At 67.9% G+C, this 20,541-nt stretch carries 15 protein-coding genes and 1 pseudogene; all 16 read right to left on the reverse strand.

Features of this window, described 5'->3' with window-relative positions; genetic code table 11:
* Positions 1-64: 64 nt before the first annotated feature.
* Positions 65-1,315, reverse strand: a complete 1,251-nt coding sequence (locus ACJH6J_RS11230; protein ID WP_406802649.1) for an RNA-guided endonuclease InsQ/TnpB family protein — start codon at positions 1,313-1,315, stop codon at positions 65-67.
* A 183-nt stretch (positions 1,316-1,498) separates the two neighbouring features.
* Complete coding sequence (locus ACJH6J_RS11235; RefSeq protein WP_406803953.1) at positions 1,499-5,539, reverse strand: molybdopterin-dependent oxidoreductase; 4,041 nt, start codon at positions 5,537-5,539, stop codon at positions 1,499-1,501.
* Positions 5,540-5,689: 150 nt separating this feature from the next.
* Positions 5,690-6,520: a sterol desaturase family protein gene (locus ACJH6J_RS11240; protein WP_406803954.1), complete on the reverse strand. Its 831-nt coding sequence runs from the start codon at positions 6,518-6,520 to the stop codon at positions 5,690-5,692.
* Between the two features lie 12 nt (positions 6,521-6,532).
* On the reverse strand, positions 6,533-7,237 hold the full coding sequence (locus ACJH6J_RS11245) for a FadR/GntR family transcriptional regulator (protein ID WP_406803955.1): 705 nt from the start codon (positions 7,235-7,237) through the stop codon (positions 6,533-6,535).
* A gap of 115 nt (positions 7,238-7,352) precedes the next feature.
* Positions 7,353-8,846, reverse strand: a complete 1,494-nt coding sequence (locus tag ACJH6J_RS11250) for a nitrate/nitrite transporter (RefSeq protein ID WP_406803956.1) — start codon at positions 8,844-8,846, stop codon at positions 7,353-7,355.
* A 616-nt stretch (positions 8,847-9,462) separates the two neighbouring features.
* A pseudogene (locus ACJH6J_RS11255) lies at positions 9,463-9,852 on the reverse strand (hypothetical protein); the annotation flags it as partial.
* A gap of 10 nt (positions 9,853-9,862) precedes the next feature.
* On the reverse strand, positions 9,863-10,660 hold the full coding sequence (locus tag ACJH6J_RS11260) for a DivIVA domain-containing protein (protein ID WP_212812061.1): 798 nt from the start codon (positions 10,658-10,660) through the stop codon (positions 9,863-9,865).
* Positions 10,661-10,928: 268 nt separating this feature from the next.
* Positions 10,929-11,222, reverse strand: a complete 294-nt coding sequence (locus tag ACJH6J_RS11265; RefSeq protein WP_020103629.1) for a YggT family protein — start codon at positions 11,220-11,222, stop codon at positions 10,929-10,931.
* Positions 11,223-11,344: 122 nt separating this feature from the next.
* Positions 11,345-11,983: a cell division protein SepF gene (locus tag ACJH6J_RS11270; RefSeq protein WP_212812062.1), complete on the reverse strand. Its 639-nt coding sequence runs from the start codon at positions 11,981-11,983 to the stop codon at positions 11,345-11,347.
* Positions 11,984-12,048: 65 nt separating this feature from the next.
* Complete coding sequence (locus tag ACJH6J_RS11275) at positions 12,049-12,852, reverse strand: YggS family pyridoxal phosphate enzyme (protein ID WP_212812063.1); 804 nt, start codon at positions 12,850-12,852, stop codon at positions 12,049-12,051.
* Entirely contained in the window at positions 12,849-13,559 is a 711-nt protein-coding gene (gene pgeF / locus ACJH6J_RS11280; protein ID WP_082371024.1) for a peptidoglycan editing factor PgeF, read from the reverse strand. Before pgeF ends, ACJH6J_RS11275 begins: the two co-directional genes overlap by 4 nt.
* Positions 13,560-13,601: 42 nt before the next feature.
* Positions 13,602-14,780, reverse strand: a complete 1,179-nt coding sequence (gene ftsZ / locus ACJH6J_RS11285) for a cell division protein FtsZ (protein ID WP_212812064.1) — start codon at positions 14,778-14,780, stop codon at positions 13,602-13,604.
* A gap of 207 nt (positions 14,781-14,987) precedes the next feature.
* Positions 14,988-15,968: a cell division protein FtsQ/DivIB gene (locus tag ACJH6J_RS11290; protein ID WP_305798713.1), complete on the reverse strand. Its 981-nt coding sequence runs from the start codon at positions 15,966-15,968 to the stop codon at positions 14,988-14,990.
* Positions 15,965-17,374 (reverse strand): UDP-N-acetylmuramate--L-alanine ligase, encoded by a 1,410-nt coding sequence (murC, locus tag ACJH6J_RS11295; RefSeq protein ID WP_371824567.1) that lies wholly within the window; start codon positions 17,372-17,374, stop codon positions 15,965-15,967. The genes ACJH6J_RS11290 and murC overlap by 4 nt, the downstream gene beginning before the upstream one ends.
* 38 nt (positions 17,375-17,412) lie before the next feature.
* On the reverse strand, positions 17,413-18,576 hold the full coding sequence (gene murG / locus ACJH6J_RS11300; RefSeq protein ID WP_256445356.1) for an undecaprenyldiphospho-muramoylpentapeptide beta-N-acetylglucosaminyltransferase: 1,164 nt from the start codon (positions 18,574-18,576) through the stop codon (positions 17,413-17,415).
* Positions 18,573-20,309 carry a putative lipid II flippase FtsW gene (gene ftsW, locus ACJH6J_RS11305; RefSeq protein WP_212812066.1) on the reverse strand — a complete coding sequence of 579 codons (1,737 nt, stop codon included), beginning with the start codon at positions 20,307-20,309 and terminating at the stop codon, positions 18,573-18,575. The genes murG and ftsW overlap by 4 nt, the downstream gene beginning before the upstream one ends.
* Positions 20,310-20,541: the final 232 nt, after the last annotated feature.

Below are 20,541 nucleotides of genomic sequence, written 5' to 3' on the forward strand. Positions count from 1 at the left end.
ACCATCAACTGCCCGGCCATGGAGGCCGAGCTTGCAGCTGTATCCCCTGGCTGGGTGTCAGGTGTTAGGCCGCGCTGGGGACCGTTGATTGGGCCCAGATAGTTGGCGCTCGGTGCGCGATGTTGTCCGCACCGAGGATGTCCGCGTGCTCCGCAGTGAAATTGCAGTTCCGGCAGACGAATCGGGCCTGGCTGGTCCGGTTACGTTTGTCGGTGTGGCCGCACGCGGTGCAACGCTGGCTGGTGTAAGCCGGATCTACAGCGATCATCGGCACACCCGCTCGGGCTGCTTTGTAGGTGAGAAACGCTCCCAGTTGAGCGAACGCCCAACTGGAATGAGTGGCGCGTTGGGGCTTGCGGAGCCGTACCCGTTCACGAATCCCAGTCAATTCCTCGACTGCGATACCGCGTCCGGTGCGTTCAGCCTCGGCCACGATCCTCTTGGAAATCTGGTGGTTCACGTCAGCGGCGTACCGCGCCTCACGGCGGGAGTGCTTGCGCAGCAACCGTTTCGCCGACTTGGTCTTCTTGGCTTGTAATTTGTGGCGCAGCTCGCGGTTCCGGGTACGGCGGTCTTTCACACTGCCCCGCCCAGCCGCGCCGTCCGGGGCTCCAGCGCCGTAGGTACTCATCAACTCCTCGGCCAAGGAGCGGTCGCTGGTGACCGCGATATTCTCAATCCCCAGATCAACCCCGATCCACCCTGCGGGGGTGGTCAGACGCTCCCCGGACCGCACCTCCGGTTCCGGAACCTCGACGGTGGCGATCAGATAGGCGCGCAACGGCGCGCGTCCACGGCGCTGGCGGCGGATCACCAGATCAGTTTCCCCGCTGCGATATTCGCGCAGCAGGGCGATTTGAGCGGCATCGCCAACAAACCGCAGATTCTTCAGCCGGCCGTCCACCGTCCAGATCGACACAGCACCACCGGTATCGGTGTCATGGCACCACGACAGGCACCGGTCATCGAACGGCTGCGCAGCCAGCTCCCGGAATCGGATCGGTGCCGCTTCAACCTTCTTTCTGCGGGTGCTTCCGGGTTTGCCGTACCGGCCGGCGCGCAGGTTCGCCCGCAGCGAGGCATAGGAGTCGGCGACCTTGCGGATGCAAGATTGGGCGACCTGCGCCCCCAACCCGGCATGCTCCCGGGCCTGCGCATAGGTGATAGCCCGCAAATCCCTGCCCCGGAAAACGTTCGCCCCGTGGGCGACCCGGGAAACCAAGTTCGCGGTGTCGTTGCACGCGGCCAGAGTGCGCACCAGCGCGTCGAGCTGAGAGGCATCCGCCTCCAGCCGAACCTGCACCACAAGCTTCACAACCCGCAACCTAACACTCGGGTCCGACAACGCATGGCTCGATCCGACTCGTAATTTCACCTCGATGGGAGCCAGATCCCAATGTACGTATGGGTTTGGCAGGCCGTCTACCGCACGCAGCCAGCCAGCTGAAACGGCCGGGCGTGCAGCGGTACCGCCGGACCGCCTGGCCCAGCGGGCAGATCAGTAGACGTCGCGGACGTAGCGCTTGTCGGCGATCAGCTCACGTTTGTAGTCGTGTGCTGCCGACTCGGACATGCCGCCGTGGGTCTTGATGATGTTGGTGAGCGTCACGTCGACGTCCTTGGCCATGCGCGCGGCGTCGCCGCACACGTAGAAGTGGGCGCCGTCCTCGAGCCAGCGCCACAGAATCTCGCCGTGCTCGCGCATCCGGTGCTGCACGTACACCCGGCGCGCCTGATCCCGCGAGAACGCGGTGTCCAGCCGGGTCAGCAGACCGTCAGCGGCGAAGGCCTCCAATTCGTCTTGGTAGTAATAGTTTTCGGCCCGGTGCTGGTCGCCGAAGAACAGCCAGTTGCGGCCGGTGTGCCCCAGTGCCCGGCGCTCGTGCAGGAAGCCGCGGAACGGCGCGATGCCGGTGCCGGGCCCGACCATGATCATCGGGGTCAGCGCATCCTCGGGCGGCCGGAAATGCGGCGCCGACTGCAGGAACACCGGCACCGTCTCCGCCCGGTCCGCGAGGTAGGTGGACGCGACGCCGTGCCGGATGCCGCCACGGGCACCCTCGTATCGAACCACCGACACCGTCAGTTGCACCTCGTCGGGGCTCACCAACGGGCTGGACGAGATCGAGTACGAGCGTGGCGCCAGGCGCACCAACGCATCTCGCCACTCCTCGGGTTCGGCGCGGACTTTGAACTCTTCGATGAGGTCCAGGCCGGTGCGGCCGTCCAGCCAGTGATCACGCTCTTCCCGGGGCGCCCGCAGAATCTTGGCGCGGCTGCGTTCGGCCACGAAGTTGATCAGGGTCGGCGACACCTTGCAGATGTCGTACGACGTGGTCAGGGCCTCGCGAAGAGCGGTTTCGCCGCCGTCGATCTCGATGACCTCGTCACCCGAGAGCCCGGTCGCCGCCAGCCAAGCCGAGACGGTCTCCGGGCAGTTGGCCACCACCACGCCCAGCGCGTCGCCGACGCCGTAGCTGACGTCGTGCCCGGACAGGTCGAAGCCGATCTGGCGGACTTCCTTCGCCCCACCCTTGGTCAGCAGGGTGTTGCGGCACAATGGGACCGGTAGCGGGTTGTTGCGGGTGAACGGCTTGGCAGGTGCCGCGGGTTTGGCGGGTGCGGCGGGTTTTGCGGGCGCTGTCGGCGCCAGCGGGGCCGCCGCGGCCAGCTCGACGACAGCGTCGGACCAGTGTGCAAGGGGCTCGTCGTCGTACGCCTCACAGTCGGCGCGGTCGAGCAGCGCGGTGGCCCCGAGTTCGGTGAAGCGGCCGTCGAGGGATTTGGCGTAGCCGCAGAAGTTGTCGTATGCGCGGTCGCCGATCCCGAGCACGGAGTACCGCAGCCCGGAGAGGTCCGGTGCATCGGCCGCGCTCAGGCGAGCCCAGAAGTCGGCTCCGTTGTCGGGTGGTCCACCGTCCCCGAAAGTGCTTGTCACGACCAGGACTTCGCCTGCGGCGGCGACCTCGTCCAGCGCGGTGTCGTCCAGCACCTGCAGGCGGGCCCCAGCGATCTTCGCTGCCAGGCCGGCGGCGAACTCCTCGGCGGTGCCGGTCTGCGACGCCCAGAGCACCAGCGGGCCGGAGGACTCCGGCTCCGGCCGGACATCGATGGCGGCCGCCGGCGCCGAGACACTGTGCGCACCGGCCAGCGCCCCGTCGACCCACAGCCGCACCAGGGGGCTGACTGGTGCCGACGCAGGTAGCACCGGCACCCCGGCGGAGTGCTCGATGCCGCTGAAAAATCCTGACAGATAGACCTTTTCGGTGTCGTTGAGCGCGGGCGGCCCGGTCAGGCCGAGCGTGGCGGCCAGCGGGTGGGTCCCGGTGGTAGCGGGCGCGGCGAGAGGCGCGACGGCCGGTGCCGTCACCACCGGCGCCAACCGCACCGCGCACACCTTGAATTCGGGCTGCAACGAATCGGGGTCCACCGCATCGTTGGTGACGGCGTTGATCGTGAGCTGGTCGCCCTGTTGGTCGTTCCAGTGGAACGGCGCGAAGCAGTTGCCCGGCCGCACCCGGTCCGTCAGGATGGCCGGCAGGACCGCAGTGCCACGGCGCGACGACACCTCGACAGCCGCCCCCTCGGTGATGCCGAGGCCGGCCGCGTCGGTGGGGTGAATCTCGATGAACGGCTTACCGGTGAGCTTGTTGAGCTTCTCGACCTTGCCGGTCTTGGTCATGGTGTGCCACTGGTGTTGCAGCCGGCCGGTGTTCAGCACCAACGGGAATTCGTCGTCGGGCAGCTCGGTGGCGTCCATGTGCGGGCGCGCGTGGAACACCGCCCGCCGCGAGGGCGTCGGGAACGCCAGCCGCGGCTGGTGCCCGTCCGCGCCGATGAACAGGTCCTGGCTGACGCCGTCGTTGAGGTAGCGGATCGGGTTCCGATCGCCGCTGTCCGGCGGGCAGGGCCACTGCAGCGGGGTCTCCCGCAGGCGCTCGTAGGTCACCCCGCTGATGTCGTAACCGGTCCGGCGGTTGGTGAACTGGCGGATTTCGGCGAATACGTGCTCGCTGGACTTGTAGTCGAACTCGTCGCCGAAGCCCATGTGCCGGGCCACATTACAGAGCAGCTCCCAATCGGGGCGCGCGTCACCGGCGGCGGGGATGCTCTGCTGCAACAGGGTCAGGTTGCGCTCGGAGTTGACCATGACGCCCTCGGCCTCGGCCCACAGCGTGGCCGGCAGCATGATGTCGGCGTAGGCGTTGGTCGCGGTGTCCTGGTAGGCGTCCTGCGTGATCACCAGCTCGGCGGCCTGTAGGCCGTCGATGACGGTCTGCCGATTGGCCACGGAGGCAACAGGATTGGTACAGATGATCCATACGGCCTTGATGTCACCGGCGGCCAGTTGCCGGAACATCTCGATGGTGCCGGGGCCGACGTCGGTGCGGATGGTGCCGGGTTCCAGCCCCCACTGTTCTTCGGTGAACGCGCGGTCGTCGGCCGACGTCACGGCGCGCTGCCCGGGCAGACCCGGTCCCATGTAGCCCATTTCGCGGCCGCCCATGGCGTTGGGCTGACCGGTCAGGGACATCGGACCGCTACCGGTGCGGCAGATGGCGCCGGTGGCCAGGTGCAGGTTGCAGATGGCATTGGTGTTCCAGGTGCCGTGCGTGCTCTGGTTCAGGCCCATGGTCCAGCACGACATCCACTCCCCTGCCTCGGCGATCATCTCGGCGGCGCGGCGGATGTCGGCTTCGGGGATACCGGTGATCTCGGCGACCGTCGCCGGCGGATAGTCGGCGAGGAACGCGGGCATGGCCTCCCAGCCCTCGGTGTGCGCGGCGATGAATTCGTGGTCTACCGCGCCACTTTCGACCAGGAGGTGCAGCAGGCCGTTGAGCAGCGCCAGGTCGGTGCCGGGTTTGATCTGCAGGAAGAGATCGGCCTTTTCTGCGGTCGTGGTGCGGCGCGGGTCGACGACGATCAGTTTGGCGCCCTTGGCCATGCGGTCGGCCATGCGCAGGAACAGGATCGGGTGGCAGTCGGCCATGTTGGCGCCGGTCACGAAAAACAGGTCGGCAGAATCGAAATCGGTGTATGACCCGGGCGGACCGTCGGCACCGAGCGACTGCTTGAACCCGGTGCCGGCGCTCGCCATGCACAGCCGCGAGTTGGATTCGATGTGCACGGTACGGATGAAGCCCTTGGCCAGCTTGTTGGCCAGGTACTGGGCCTCGATGGTCATCTGGCCCGAAACGTACAGCGCCACGGCGTCGGGGCCGTGCTCGTCGATGATGGCCCGCAGCCGGCGGCCCGCTTCGGCAGTGGCGTCGTCGGTCGGGACGCTGACCGTCTCACCGTTGCGGCGCACCAGAGCGGTCGTCAGCCGGTCTTCATCGGCATGCATCAGGTCGGCGTGGGTGGCGCCCTTGGTGCACAACCGTCCGAAGTTGGTGGGGTGCAAGCGGTCCCCGGATACGCGCGCGATCACGGGCAGCCCGGTACCGGCGTCGGGGCGGGTCTCGACCGAAATGCCGCACCCGACACCGCAGTAGGAGCACGCGGTGCGCGTGGTGTGTGCTCCGGGGGGCGTCATGCCCTCAGTTCTACGGGCCGTCAATTCCGCAGCCGTTGCGCAACCATGTACTACGCGTCAACCGGAGCTCACATGGTCGTCAGGCCCTGGTGCGCAACATGTTTCATGCCGGAATCGTGACGGAAACGTGCCGGAAATCTGTGAGCTGCGTTACGCGCTGTCGGGTGACCAGCCCGGCCCGCGGAACGTGTGTCCGAAGCGCTGCTTCCACGTCTTCGCCGCGCGCACATCTTGCCAGATCGCGGTGTATTCGTGCGTGGCAACCCGCAGTGGGTTGAACGTCTTGATGTTCTTGGTCAGACCGTAGACCACGCGCTCGTTTTCGGGCCGGAAACTGCCGAACAGCCGGTCCCAGATGATGAGGATGCCGCCGTAGTTCGTGTCCAGGTATTGATCGTTGGAGCCGTGGTGGACGCGGTGATGCGACGGCGTGTTCATCACGAACTCGACAGGCCGCCAAAGTTTTCCGACCCGCTCGGTGTGGATGAAGAACTGGTACAGGAGGCTTACCGACTGCTGCAGCAGAATCATCCACGGTGAGAAACCGAGGAACGCCAAGGGCAACCAGAACGGCAGCGCCGTGAACGGCGTCCACGTCTGCCGCAGCGCGGTCGACAGGTTGTAGTGCTCGCTGGAGTGGTGCACGACGTGACTGGCCCAGAACACCCGGATCGTGTGGTGGGTGCGGTGGTACCAGTAGTAGACGAAGTCGTCGGCGATGAACAGCGCGACCCAGGTCAGCGGATTGCCCGCGGGCAGATGTACTGGCGCCACGAGATACGCCGCGCTGAGCGCCGCCAGGACCACCAACTTCCAGCCGATGTTGATGATGACGTTGCCGATGCCCATGGTGAGACTCGTTCGGGAATCCCGGAATTCGTAGCCGACCTCGTCGTCGTCCGGCAGGAAGCGGAAGGACAGCGCCTCCAGCACGAGGCAGATCACGAACACCGGTATGGCGTGCTGGATCAGATCGAACATGGGCAATGACTCCTACTGCCGAGCGGAAAGGGTGTCGACGACGCGGCCCAGCAGCTCGTCGGCCACGCGGTAAGCGGCATCGGCGTCCCGCGCGACGAGGCGCTCGGCCAGCGTGATGTGAGCGTCGCGGTCGGCCAGTTCGGCCGCCGTGCCGAGGTCGGCGATCGATTCGAAGCCGATGTCGGCGAACGCCGCAACCAGCGTGTTCAGCGCCAGCCGGTAGGCCAGATTGCCGCTGCCGTCGATGATCGCGGTCCAGAATGTCAGGTCCACCGCGAACGATTCGTCGGTGCGCTGTGCCGGGTACGCCGCGGCCGCGGTGGCGATTGTCGCCAGCTGGTCGTCGGTGGCGTTGCGGGCGCACAGCCGGGCCGCGTCGGCGGCCACGGACCGGCGCATCACCATGATGTCGCGGGCGATCTGCAGGGCCGGCACGGCTCCGGTGGCAGCGAGGGTGCTGAGCACGTCCAGACCGGCCGTCTGCCGCCAGTCCTGGACCCGCGTCTTGCCGCCGTGGCTGATCCGCACCAGCCGGGCCTGCTGCAGCCGCTTGAGCGCTTCCCGGATGGCATGCCGGTTCACCGCGAAGGCCAGGGCCAGCTCGCGCTCGGACGGCAGTGCGTCGTCGACCGCGACGCGTCCGGACAGGATCTCGTCGACGAGGTGCGCGAAGACCGAGTCACTGACCGCTGACCGCGCGACAGGTGCGATGTCCATGGGGTCAATGATCGGGTCGTCGACGTTAACTGGTCAACTGGTTGGACCAGTTATCTGGATCACAAACACGAGAATGCCCCGCGGGAAACTTCCGCGGGGCATTCCGGTCGATTGACTAGGTAGCAGGCACGACCGCCCGGCCGACGTGCTCGCCGGTCGCCGCACGCAGGTGCGGCTGGCGCAGGAACACGAACCAGGTGATGACACCGCACACCACGTAGAAGGCGAGGAACACCCAGAACGCGGTGGTCGCCGAGTGGGCGGGCCCGGCGTACGACGCCCGGAGCACGATGTTGACGAGCACGCCACCGAACGCACCGACCGCACCGGCGAAGCCGATCAGCGCGCCGGACATGCTGCGCGACCACAAGGTCTTCTCCGCGGCACCCAACTCGTCCTTGCTCTGCGCCTTGGCCTCGAAGATCGACGGGATCATCTTGTACGTCGAGCCGTTACCGAGGCCGGTCAGGATGAACAGCACCATGAACGCCGTGATGTAGACGGCCATCTGGGCGCCCGTGGCCGGACCCTTGGTGGCGTCGTCCCACATGCCGCCGGCGACCAGGACGGCGGTGATGGCCGTCATCGCCCCGAAGGTGTACAGCGTGATCTTGCCGCCGCCGATCTTGTCGGCCAGCTTGCCGCCGAACGGACGCGAGATCGAGCCGAGCAGCGGGCCCAGGAAGGCGATCCACGCGGTGTGGATGGAGGCGTCGAAGTTGGCCTTGGCCAGTTCCTTGGCGGCTTCCTTCGGCAGCTTGGCCACCGACGCGACGTGGTACTTCTCCAGCAGCGGCGCGACGTCCTGAGCGGTGAAGTTGATGTTCAGAATCTGGGTGAACGCGAAGCTGAACCCGATGAACGAACCGAACGTGCCGATGTAGAGGAAGCACATCACCCACGAGTTGCGGAACTTCATGGCCTCGACCATCGCCGACAGGTTCGACTTCTGGCCCTGGATGTTGTCCATGAACAGCGCGGCGCCGAGGGCCGCGGCGGCCAGCAGCACCAGGTAGATGGCACAGACGACCTCGGGGCGACGGTTGCCGAGCGTGGCGATGGTGACCAGGCCGATGATCTGGATGACCGGGACGCCGATGTTGCCGCCGCCGGCGTTCAGGCCCAGCGCCCAGCCCTTCAGCCGCTGCGGGTAGAAGGCGTTGATGTTCGTCATCGACGATGCGAAGTTACCGCCACCGAAACCGGCGACCGCGGCGACGATCAGGAACGTCGTGTACGACGTACCCGGATGCATCATGAAGTACGTGGTCAGCGCGCACGGGATCGCGAGCATCAAGGCGCTGAAGATCGTGAAGTTGCGGCCACCGAACTTGGCCGGTCCCACGGTGTAAGGAATGCGCATGAATGCGCCCACCGCGATCGGGACGGCACCCAGGACGAACTTGCCCAGCGCATCGATGCCGTAGACCGCCTGCGGCATGAACAGCACCATCACCGACCAGATGCTCCATACGGAGAAACCGACATGCTCGGCGAAGATCGACCAGATCAGGTTCCGCTTGGCGACGTCCTTGTTACCCGCGTCCCACGCAGCAACATCCTCAGCATCCCAGTGCTCGATGTCGCGGTTACGACTTAACAGACTCACAGTGCCTCCAGGCCTCCCAGTGCGGAAATTGGTTGGCTACATATGTACGGACGCCCCATGCCGCAGCTGTTGCCCTTCGGTGTCAGCAAAGTCAATAGGCACTCACTTGGAGGGCCCTGTGGTTCGTGACCGCCATGATTCACAGCCGTCGTATCGACGCAACAAGCACGAAATAAGCGGGGCGCGAGAGTTCGGGCGGGCGCATGCGGCCGACGGCGGTGCCGATCAGGTGGTCGATGCCGGATGCGGGGCCGAGGAGTACGTGACTTCAGTCGTGGTGGCGATCCGCGGCGGTTGTTGAAGTCAGGGACGTCTGACGGCCAGAACTGGTACCTGGCTTCGCGCACAACACCTCACGTGCCTGGCGATTGAAGCCATGTACTTCTCCGGCCGGGTGGAGAAAAAGAGCACCGCCGCGACGGGGAGTCCGTCGCGGCGGTGGCATCAGTATGAAATTGAGAGCGCCGGGGGCTCAGGCCTTCTTGGCCTCGTCTTCGTCTGCCTTGGCTTCTTCGTCTGCCTCGGCTTCCTCGGCGCCCGCTTCCTCAGGCTCGTCGGTTTCCTCGGCAGCGTCAGCGGCCTCGGACTCCGCCGATTCCGTGTCGGTCGTGATGACGGTCGCCGCTTCGGTCTCGGGCTCGTCGGAATCAGAGCTTTCGGCCTCGGCCTCTTGGGGCTCGTCAGACGCCTCGTCTTCTGAAACCTTCTCGGCCACAACCGTTTCGGGCTCGTCGGCCGGGTAGTCCTCGACAGGCTCCGCGGCGGCTTCTTCCTCCGCCGCGGCTTCCTCGCCGGCCTCGGTGGCCAGCGCGTCGTCGACGTCGGGGGCGGACTCGGCCGCCGCACCGCCGCGCGAGCGTTCGCGCAGTGCGTCGACGATGAGCAGCAGCACCCCGATGACGCTGGCGCCGATACACACCCAGGCGATCAGCTCATTGCTCGTGACAATCGCGGTCACCAGCGCGGTCAGCCCGATGAGGGCAAGGACCAGGGCAATGATCAGCATTGGTCAGCCGTCAGCTGTTGCCCCGGTTGAACTGGCCGAAGCCAGCACCCTCGCCACCGGCCGCCGAATCCGCCGGAGCGGCAGAGCCGCGCTGGCCGAGCTCCTCGAGCTGGGACTCCAGGTAGGTCTTGAGACGGGTGCGGTACTCGCGCTCGAACGTGCGCAGCTGCTCGAGGCGGCCTTCCAGCACCGTGCGCTGCTGGTTGATGTTGCCCATGATCTCGGTGTGCTTGCGCTCGGCGTCGGCCTGCAGGGCGTCGGCCTTGTCCTGGGCCTGACGCAGCTGGGCCTCCGAACGGGTCTGCGCGTCCGCCAGCATGGCCTCGGCGCGCGCCTTGGCGTCGGCGACCGTGGTCTCGGCAGTGCGCTTGGCGTCGCTGACCAGGGCATCGGCCTGCGCCCGGGCGTCGGCGAGGGTCTTGTCGGCCTCGGCCTTGGCCGAACTGGTGAGACGGTCGGCGGTGTCCTGGGCCAGGCTCAGCACCTTGGCCGCGCGGACGTGGTGGTCCTCGCCGACCGGCGCGGCGACAGGAGCGGCCGCCGGCGCGGGCGCCGCGACGGGCTCGGGCTCCGGCGCAGGCGGGGTGAAGACCGGAGCCGCCACCGGCTGGCCGGTGCGGGCGGACTGGAGCTCGGCGTCGAGCTCGGCGACCCGCTGCCGCAGATCGCTGTTCTCTTCGATCAGCCGAGTCAGCTCGGTCTCGACGAGATCGAGGAATGCATCGACCTCATCCTCGTTATAACCGCGCTTGCCAATCGGCGGCTTGCTGAATGCGACGTTGTGGACGTCAGCCGGAGTTAGCGGCATCTTCTGCCCCCTTGCAGTCTGGACCGTCAATCGGTGTCAAAGTGTAGAGCGATCAAAGTGTAGAGCGATCGTGGAGTAACTGGCGTCCATCCTGTCACAGCAGACCCGTCGGTTGCAGGCGAGGTCCGGAATTAAGAACGAATTTCAATGTTTCATTGGAATTCGGCAACGCGGCCCGACGCGCGGCGCGAATTGACCAAAACGAAAGAAGCGCATTAATTACATAAATGTAATTAATGCGCTTCTGCAGGTCAGGGGAACGTCGCGCTCAGGCCCCCACCTGATCGAACGACAGCCGCATGCCGATGAACACCACCATGAGCAGCACCACGATGGACAGGTCGACCCGGACCGGCCCGATGGTCAGCGGAGGGATCAAGCGCCGCAACAGCTTCACCGGAGGATCGGTCACCGTCATGATCGCCTCGAGGATCACCACGGTCAGTCCCCTCGGCTGCCAGTCCCGGCTGAATCCGCGGATGAACTCCACCACCACGCGGGCGATCAACAGCAGCCAGAAGACGAACAGCGCAAAACCCAGAATGTCGAAGAACAGGGTCAATGCAACAGACCTCACTAGCGCGGGAAAAGCGCCGACTGCTGTCGGCGCTTGGGAGCGAGCCTACCTAACGCAGACCCCTCCGGCCGGGGGCCGAAGGGGTCTTGCGTGAAGCTGCGCAGGTGTTACTGGTAGCTGTAGAAGCCCGCCTCGGCGATGCGGCGACGCTCCTCGGCGCTGACGTCGACGTCGGCCGGCGACAGCAGGAACACCTTGGTGGCGACCTTGTCGAACGAGCCGCGCAGCGCGAAGGCCAGGCCGGCGGCGAAGTCGACGAGGCGCTTGGCGTCGGCGTTGTCCATCGACACCAGGTCCATGATCACCGGGGTGCCGTCACGGAAGCGCTCACCGATGGTGCGGGCCTCGCTGTAATCCTTGGGACGCAGGGTCGTGATCTTGGCGAGGGCGCTGCCGGCCTCGAACAGCTCGGCCATGCGGCGGGGCTCCATGGCGACGGCACCACGGGTGGCACCACGCAGGGTGTTGAAGCGCGGACGCTCGAACTCGCGCGGGCCGCGCGCCGGCATCTCGTCGTAGCCACCGCGGTAACCCATTGGGGCACTTTCGTATTCGCGGCCCATGCGGTCGTCGTAGCCGCGCGGCTCACCACGGCCGTAGTCGTCGTCCTCGAAACGCTCGTCGCGGGGGCGGCGCGGCGCCTGGTAGGCGCGCGATGGACGGTCTTCGTCGTCGTAGTACTCGTCGTCGTAGTCGTCCATCGGCGCCATACCGAAGTAGGCCTTGACCTTGTGCAGTGTGCTCATCGGATGCCCCTAGCTAAGAATGTGGTGTCTGGTGACTGTGATGTAAGTGTGACTGGAGTGACTACTCATGGTGACGTTAGAGGACGCGGTCCCATTAACGCGGTACCGACACGCACACACGTTGACCCGTGTCGCACCGCGATTTCCAGGTCGTTGGACATGCCCGCGGAGAGCCCCAGCCGGTGGGGGTATTGCGTTTGGACCCTGAGCAATTCAGCCTCCAGCCGCGCAAACTCCGCCTCGGCGTCGCTGGTCAGCGGCGGGATCGCCATCAGGCCCGCCAAACCCAGGCCCGGGGCCGCGTGCGCGGCCGCGCACAGATCGTCCACCAGATCGGGCCGGTCCACCGGGACGCCGCCGCGCGCCGGATCGCCGTCCAGACTGACCTGGATGTAGACCTGCAGGGGCTCGGACCTGCGGCCTTGGTCCAGCGCCTCGACCGCGCCGCGGGACAACGCCGCGATCAACGGCCCGGTATCGACCGAATGCGCCACCGCCGCCCAGCGCGCCACGGCCCGCGCCTTGTTGCGTTGAATTCGGCCGATCATGTGCCATCGAATTGCATTGTTCGACTCTATGTTCGATGACGCATCCAACAATTCGCCCGGCGCTGTGATCAATTTCTTGTCCGACAAGACGCCCGACACCTCATCGACTTTGCCTGAGGCTTCCTGCTCCCGGGATTCACCGAATGCCCGGCAGCCCAATCCGAACAGCGCAACAACATCACTCGCCGGAAAGAATTTGGTCACCGGAAGAAATTCGATGTCGGCCCGATCCCGGCCGGCGGCTGCCGCGGCAGCGTCGATCCGCTCCTGAATCCGGGCCAGCGACGCGGCCAGTTCGGCCTCGCGCGGCGTGCTGGTCATTCCATCCACACCACCGACGCCAGCCGCCCGGTCGGGGCGCCACGTCGGTGGCTGAAGAGATTCGGATCGTCGACCGTGCAGCGCGGGTCGATGTCGATGGCCTCGATACCCAAGCCGGCCAACTGCTTGGCGATGCCGGCCCGCAGGTCCAGACCCACCGTGCCGCGGGCGGTCGTGGTGATGCTGCCCGGCAGCACCGCCTCGACGTCGTCGGCCATCTCGTAGGGCACCTCATAATTGCGGCCGCTGACCGCCGGACCGAGCAGCACCGAGATGTCCTGCACCTGCGCACCGAGTTTCTGCATCGCCTCGACCGTGCGCAGCACCACGCCCTTCTGCGCGCCGACCCGTCCGGCATGCACGGCGCCCACCACACCGGCGCGCGCATCACCCAACAGGACCGGCACACAGTCGGCCGTGATCACCGCGAGCGGAAGCCGCGGTGTCGCGGTGACCAGGGCGTCGGTGTTGTCGTAGGCTCCCCCGGCTCCAGTTCCAGGGCCCTCGACAACTTCGACATGGTCACCGTGCACCTGGTTCATCCACACCAGCGGGCCGTGCCCGATGGCCTCGGCCAGCCGAGTCCGGTTGGCCGCCACGGCCTTTGGATCGTCGCCGACGTGGTCACCCAGGTTGAACGTGTCGAACGGGGCCTTCGAGACCCCGCCCGCACGCGTCGTAGTCACTCTGCGGATACGGAACGTCACGATGACAAATTTATCCGGCGTATCCGCGCCACTCGGTCACCGTCAGTGCTTCATGAACGGCGGCACGTCGACGTCGTCATCGTCGTCGCCGCGGCCGCCGACGCTCACCGTCACACCGTTGGTCGCCGCCGGGACGGTACCCGGGTCGGCGTTGAAGGCACCGACCTTGCCGGCGCTCGCCGTGCCGAAGGTCTGCGCCCGGTGCGCGCCACCGGCAGCAGCCGGCGTCGCCGTCGCACCCGGCACCGCCGAGGTGACGGGCTTACGACTCTGACCCGCGGTGTCGAACCCGGCCGCGATGACCGTGACCCGGACCTCGTCGCCCAGCGAATCGTCGATGACGGTTCCGAAGATGATGTTGGCCTCGGGGTGCGCGGCGTCCTGCACCAGCGACGCGGCCTCGTTGATCTCGAACAGACCGAGGTCGCTACCGCCGGCCACCGACATCAGCACGCCCTGGGCGCCGTCCATCGACGCCTCCAGCAGCGGCGAGTTGATGGCGATCTCGGCGGCCTTGAGCGCACGACCGTCACCGCGGGCCGAACCGATACCCATCAACGCCGTGCCGGCACTGCTCATGACGCCCTTGACGTCGGCGAAGTCGACGTTGATCAGGCCGGGCGTGGTGATCAGGTCGGTGATGCCCTGCACACCGTTGAGCAGCACCTCGTCAGCGCTGCGGAACGCGTCCATCAGCGAGACGGCGGCGTCGCCCATCTGCAGCAGGCGGTCGTTGGGGATGACGATCAGGGTGTCGCAGCTCTCGCGCAGTGCCTGGATGCCCAGCTCGGCCTGGTTCGAGCGGCGCTTGCCCTCGAACGAGAACGGGCGGGTCACCACACCGACGGTCAGCGCGCCGAGCTTGCGGGCGATGCCGGCGACGACGGGCGCGCCACCGGTGCCGGTGCCACCACCCTCGCCGGCGGTGACGAACACCATGTCGGCGCCGCGCAGCAGCTCTTCGATCTCGTCCTTGGCGTCCTCGGCGGCCTTGCGTCCCACCTCGGGGTCGGCGCCGGCACCCAGGCCACGGGTCGAGTCGCGACCGACATCGAGCTTGACGTCTGCCTCACTGAGCAGCAGCGCCTGCGCGTCGGTGTTGATCGCGATGAACTCGACGCCGCGAAGGCCCTGTTCGATCATGCGGTTGACGGCGTTGACGCCGCCGCCGCCGACACCGATCACCTTGATGACGGCGAGGTAGTTATGCGGGGGTGTCATCTGACGTCTTCCTCCCTGGCTCGGTTTGTCCTGAGCAAAACTTCTCGAATCAAAACCCTAAACCTCAACCATAGGGTTAGAGTTATGTCAAGTTGTTCCGCGCAAACAGAACGGTAGGGTGCGGCCGCGCCGCAGCCGTGCAGGCGCGCCGAGAGTTCACGCGATTTTTCTCGGCCCGGACGAGCACAGCGACGGGAAGTCGATGAGCTACTTCACAGTGGGCAGGTCGGGACTGGACACGTCATAGGTGTGCCCCGGCTGCGTGAGCAGCGCGCCCAGCTTGAGCGCCTTCTCCTCCGTGCGGTCGGTGGTCCCCCAGATGACCTCACGACCGTCGTTCAGCGTCAGCGTGACGGCGGCAACCGACGGCGCCCCAACCCGCGCGACCTGGCTGAACACCTCAGGACGCAGCGACAACAAAACCTCGAGGGCCGCCAGCGTCGCCGGATCCTTCGGCCCCGGATTGTCGGCATCGAGGTACGGCAGTCCCTGCGGCGGCGGCTCGGTCGCGAAATCCACCCCGTCGCGGTCGAACAGGTGCGGACCGTCCGGATACTCCTTGGCCGCCACCGGGACCCGCTCGGCCACCGTGATCCGCAGCGTGGACGGGTACTCCCGCTGCACCCTGGCGCTGGCCACCCGCCGGATCGTGGCGACCCGTTCGGCCACCGCGTCGGTGTTGACCTGCAGCAGCGGCGTGTCCGGTTTGACCGCGGCGGCCGCCTTCACCTCGTCTTCGGTGAGGCTCGCCAGACCGGTCACCACGGTGTGCCGGACCGCCATGATCGGCGTGAAGTACAGCACCAGACCCAGCGTGACGGCGACGACGGCCGTCACCGCCGACCACAGCAACATCTTCAGTCCACGGATGACACCGCGCGTGGGCGCCTTCGGCTGCTCGGACAGGCCCGCCGCCCGGCGCCGGGCCTCCTGACGCGCCTGCTCCAGGGCCCTGGCCCGCTCCAGCGCGATGCGGCGTTCCTCCCGCTCCCGCCGGGCACGGCGACGGGGCCCCTCGTAGTCGGGTGACGCGGGATCGGCCGACGCGGCGTCCGGCGCCGCCTCGTCCGCGGGCGCTTCTGCCGCCGCGTCCGGCGCCACCTCCGCCGCGACCTCGCCCGGCACCGTGTCGTCCTGCGCCGCAATAGGTTCGGCAGCCGGCTCCCCCGAGCCGTCCTCCACGGTCACGGCGTGGGCCGTCCCGGAGCTGCGCGGTTTGCCTTGATCTCCAGCGCGGTCAGGATCTCGCGGCCCAGCAGCGTGACATCGCCGGCGCCCATGGTGACGATGACGTCACCGGGACCGGCCTTGGCCGCCACCTGCTCGGCGACCGCGGAGAAGTCCGGCACGTAATGCACCGGGGCCGAGACGTGTTCGACGATGCTCGCGCCGCTGACGCCGGCCAGCGGGGCCTCCCGCGCGGCATACACGTCGAGGACGAACACCTCGTCGGCACGATCCAGCGCCTGGCCGAACTCCTTCGCGAAAGTCTGTGTGCGCGAATACAGGTGGGGCTGGAACACCACGATGGAGCGCGACGTGCCGGCCACCGCCCGCAACGCCTCGAGCGTCGCCCGGACCTCGGTGGGATGGTGCGCGTAGTCGTCGAAAACCCGGACGCCGTAAGCGGTTCCGACCGCCTCGAAGCGGCGCCGCACGCCTTCGAACCCGGTGAGACCGTCGAGCACGGCCTCCGGATCCGCGCCGACCTCGCGGGCCGCCAACAGCGCGGCCAGCGCGTTGAGCGCCATGTGCTTGCCCGGCACCGACAGCCGCATGCCCCGGCGGTGCGGCTCGCCCGCCAGTTGGATGGCGGCCACGCCGCCGGTGCCCTGCTGCTGCCAGGTCAGCAGCGTGGCTTCCAGATCCGTGCGCTGCGCACTACCCATGCCGTACCGCAGCACGCGAACGCCGCGCTCCACCGACCGCTGGGCCAGCGCCTCGGCGCCCGGGTCGTCGGCGCACACCACCAGCGCGCCCCCGGGACGCAGCCGGGCCACGAAGTCGTCGAACACCGCGGTGTAGGCCTCGACGCTGCCGAAGTGGTCCAGGTGGTCGGCCTCGATGTTGGTCACCACCGCCACGTCGGGCGTGTATTCGAGCAGCGAGCCGTCGCTCTCGTCGGCCTCGGCGACAAAACAGTCGCCGCTGCCGTGGTGCGCGTTGGTGCCGGCCTCACCCAGGTCGCCACCGACGGCGAACGACGGGTCAAAACCATTGTGCTGCAACGCCACAATGACCATCGACGTCGTCGTGGTCTTGCCATGCGTGCCGGTCACCAGCACCGAGCGGTAGCCGTCCATGAGCTTGGCGAGCACGACCGGGCGCATGATCACCGGGATGCCGCGCCGGTGGGCCTCCACCAGCTCAGGGTTGTCCCTGGGGATGGCGGCGTGCGTGCTGACCACGACGGTCGGACCACCCGGCAGCATGTCCAGCGACGACGCGTCGTGCCCGATCCGGATCTCGGCCCCGCGGGCCCGCAGCGCCGCGACACCACGGGATTCCTTGGCGTCCGAACCGGACACCTGGCCGCCGCGGTCCAGCAGAATCCGGGCGATGCCGGACATCCCGGCACCGCCGATACCGACCATGTGCACCCGGGCCAGCTCGGGTGGCAGCTCCCGCGCCGTCACCGGGCATCCGATCCGGCCGCGACGCCCGCGACTTCCAGGGCGATCTGCGCCACCCGCCGGGCCGCGTCACGGTGGCCGGCCAGCGCGGCCGCCGTCGTCATCTGATCCAGTGCGGCGGTGTCGCGCATCAAGTTTCCGATCCGTTCGGTGACGAAGTCCGGGGTCAGCTCGGCGTCGTCGACCAGCAGGCCGCCGCCGGCGTCGACCACCGGGAGTGCGTTGAGTCGTTGCTCGCCGTTGCCGATCGGCAGCGGCACGTAGACCGCGGGCAGACCGACGGCACTGACCTCGGCGACGGTCATGGCGCCGGACCGGCAGATGGCCAGATCGGCAGCCGCATAAGCCAAATCCATGCGGTCGAGGTACGGCACCCCGACATACGGCGGCGCGCCCGGCGCCGGCTCCGGCAGCTCGAGGGTGTTCTTGCGGCCGTAGGCGTGCAGGACCGAAACACCTTGCGCGGCGAGGCTTTTCGCCGCACCGGAAACGGCGCGGTTGAGCGACTGCGCGCCCTGGGAGCCGCCGAACACCAGCAGCACGCGGGCGTCGTCGGCGAATCCGAAGAACTCGCGGGCCTGCGCGCGCAACGCGGCCCGGTCGAGCGAGGTGATGGACTCGCGCACCGGGATGCCGACGACCTCGCCGCCCTTGAGACCCGAATCCGGTACCGCGGCCAGCACCCGGCGCGCCGAGCGGGCGCCGACCTTGTTGGCCCAGCCCGCGCTGGCGTTGGCCTCGTGCACCACGACCGGGACGGTGCGGCGCCGGCGCAGTCCCCCACCGCGGGCGGCGAGGTAGGCCGGCAGCGAGACGTAGCCGCCGAAGCCCACGACGACGTCGGCCTGGACGGCGTCGAGGACGTCGCGGGTCTCACGCACCGCGGCGCGAACCCGCAGCGGCAGCCGCGCCAGGTCGGCAGAAGGTTTGCGCGGCAACGGAACCGGCGTGATCAACTCGAGGTCGTAGCCACGTTCGGGAACCAGCCGGGTCTCCAGCCCGCGGGCCGTGCCGAGGGCGGTGATCCGGACATCGGGCCGCAGCGCCACCAGTGCGTCGGCGACCGCCATCGCGGGTTCGATGTGACCTGCGGTGCCGCCTCCGGCCAGAACCACCGAGATGCGGGGCCCTCCCCCGTCGCTCCGGCCCGAACTCACACTCACCCGTACCGCTGACCTTCCAATGTGCGGACCCGCGGGTCCGACCGGCGCGGGTCACGTCTTTGTTGACCCTTGAGGTCACCATTTTGCCTTGCACGCCGTCCGGCACCGTCGGCCGGTACGGGGTTTCGGCGGGCGCGGTCCGACCGCCGGTCCGGTTCCTCGGTGCGTCGCGTGCGCCGCGGGGCGTCGGTCCGGCGCTGCCGGCCCGGCGGCTCCTGCCGGGTGGCCTGCCGGGTGGGGCGGGCAGCCTTGGCGGGCTTTGCCGGCTTGGTGGGTTTGGCCTGCCGGGCGGCAGGCTTGCGGACCGGCTTGTCGCCGCGGCCACGCAGCCGGTCCCGGGCCGAGTCCAGCGTGGTCGGCGAATACGGCACGGGCGGCGGCAACCGCAGGATCCGGTTCATCCGGTCGTCGCGGCCGGCGCGCAACGCGGCCACCGCCTCGGGCTCGTGGCGCGCCGCATTGGCGATCAGGCCGATCAGCAGAAGCGTTGTGGCCGTTGCGGTTCCACCGGCGGAGATGAGCGGCAGCTGGATACCCGTGACCGGCAGCAGGCCGAGCACGTAGCCGACGTTGATGAACACCTGGCCGACCACCCACAGCGTGGTGGTGGCGGTCAGCAGCCGCAGGAACGGGTCGACCGACCGGCGGGCGATGCGCATACCGGTGTAGGCGAACAGGCCGAACAGCGCCAGCAGGCCCGCGGCGCCGATGAAGCCGAGTTCCTCACCGATGATGGCGAAGATGAAGTCGTTGTGCGCGTTCGGCAGGTAGTTGAACTTCGCGGTGCCCTGCCCCAGCCCGTCACCGAACATGCCGCCGTTGGCCAGCGCGTACTTGGCCTGCCGCGACTGATAACCGATGCCCTGCAGGTCGGAGTCGGGGTCCAGCCACGCCCGCACGCGGTCGGAGCGGTAGCCGGCCGAGACCGCCATGATCGCGGCCGCACCGATGCACAGGACCAGGGAGCTCAGGAAGATCCGCAGTGACAGACCGGCGTACCAGAGCAGGCCGAGCAGCACGATGCTCACCGACACCGTCTGCCCGAGGTCGGGCTCGGCCACGATCAGGCCCAGCGCCAGCACCGCCGCGGGGACCAGCGGGAACAGCAGTTCTTTCCAGCCGGCGTGCTGCATGCGGCGGGTCGCCAGCAGGTGCGAACCCCAGATCGCGAAGGCGATCTTGGTCAGCTCGGACGGCTGCATCGAGAAACCGGCGACGACGAACCAGCCGCGGGCGCCGTTGGACAGGTGGCCGATGCCCGGGATCAGCACCAGGGCGATCAGCACGAGGCTGACGATGAACGCCGGCAGCGCCATCCGGCGCATGAACGCGATGGGCAACCGCAGCGCGACGTAGAACGCGATGAGGCCGATGACGGTCCAGAGCACCTGCTTGGCGAAGATCGTCCAGGGCGAGCCGTCCTCGTCGTACGAGTGCACGCCCGAGGCCGAGAGCACCATGGTGAGACCCAGGGTGATCAGCAGTGCCGCACAGGCGATGACCAGGTGGAACGACGTCATCGGCCGGCTCAGCCAGGCCCCGAACCGGGCCCGGGGGCCCTGCCGCTTGGGTTGAGCGGCCTTCGCCGTCGACTCCGCGGCCGCGTCTTTGCCCGCGTCTTTGCCCGCGTCTTTGCCGCCGGCGTCGGAGGCGCTCGGGTTCTTCTCGTCCGGGGCCTGCGGCGTTTCCGGGCCGGCTTTGCCCCGGCGCAGCTTTGCAAGGATGTCCGGCATGTGACTACCCGACCTCGTCGTTCACATTGGTCACAGAAACCACAACTGTCCCTTGCATCCCAAAATCCTCCCCTGTCGCACCCGCAGGGCGTGGCACATCCGGCGCGTGTCGCCGGAATGGGGCGATTTGCCAGGAGTCCCTCATCACACGGCCCGCGAGGCCCCCGTGGCTCCTTGACACTGCGCCGCGGGCGCACGGTCAGCGGCGCGCCGTCACGAATGCGACGTCACG

It is taken from the genome of Mycobacterium sp. SMC-18 (genome assembly GCF_045310895.1).
Lineage (GTDB): Bacteria > Actinomycetota > Actinomycetes > Mycobacteriales > Mycobacteriaceae > Mycobacterium.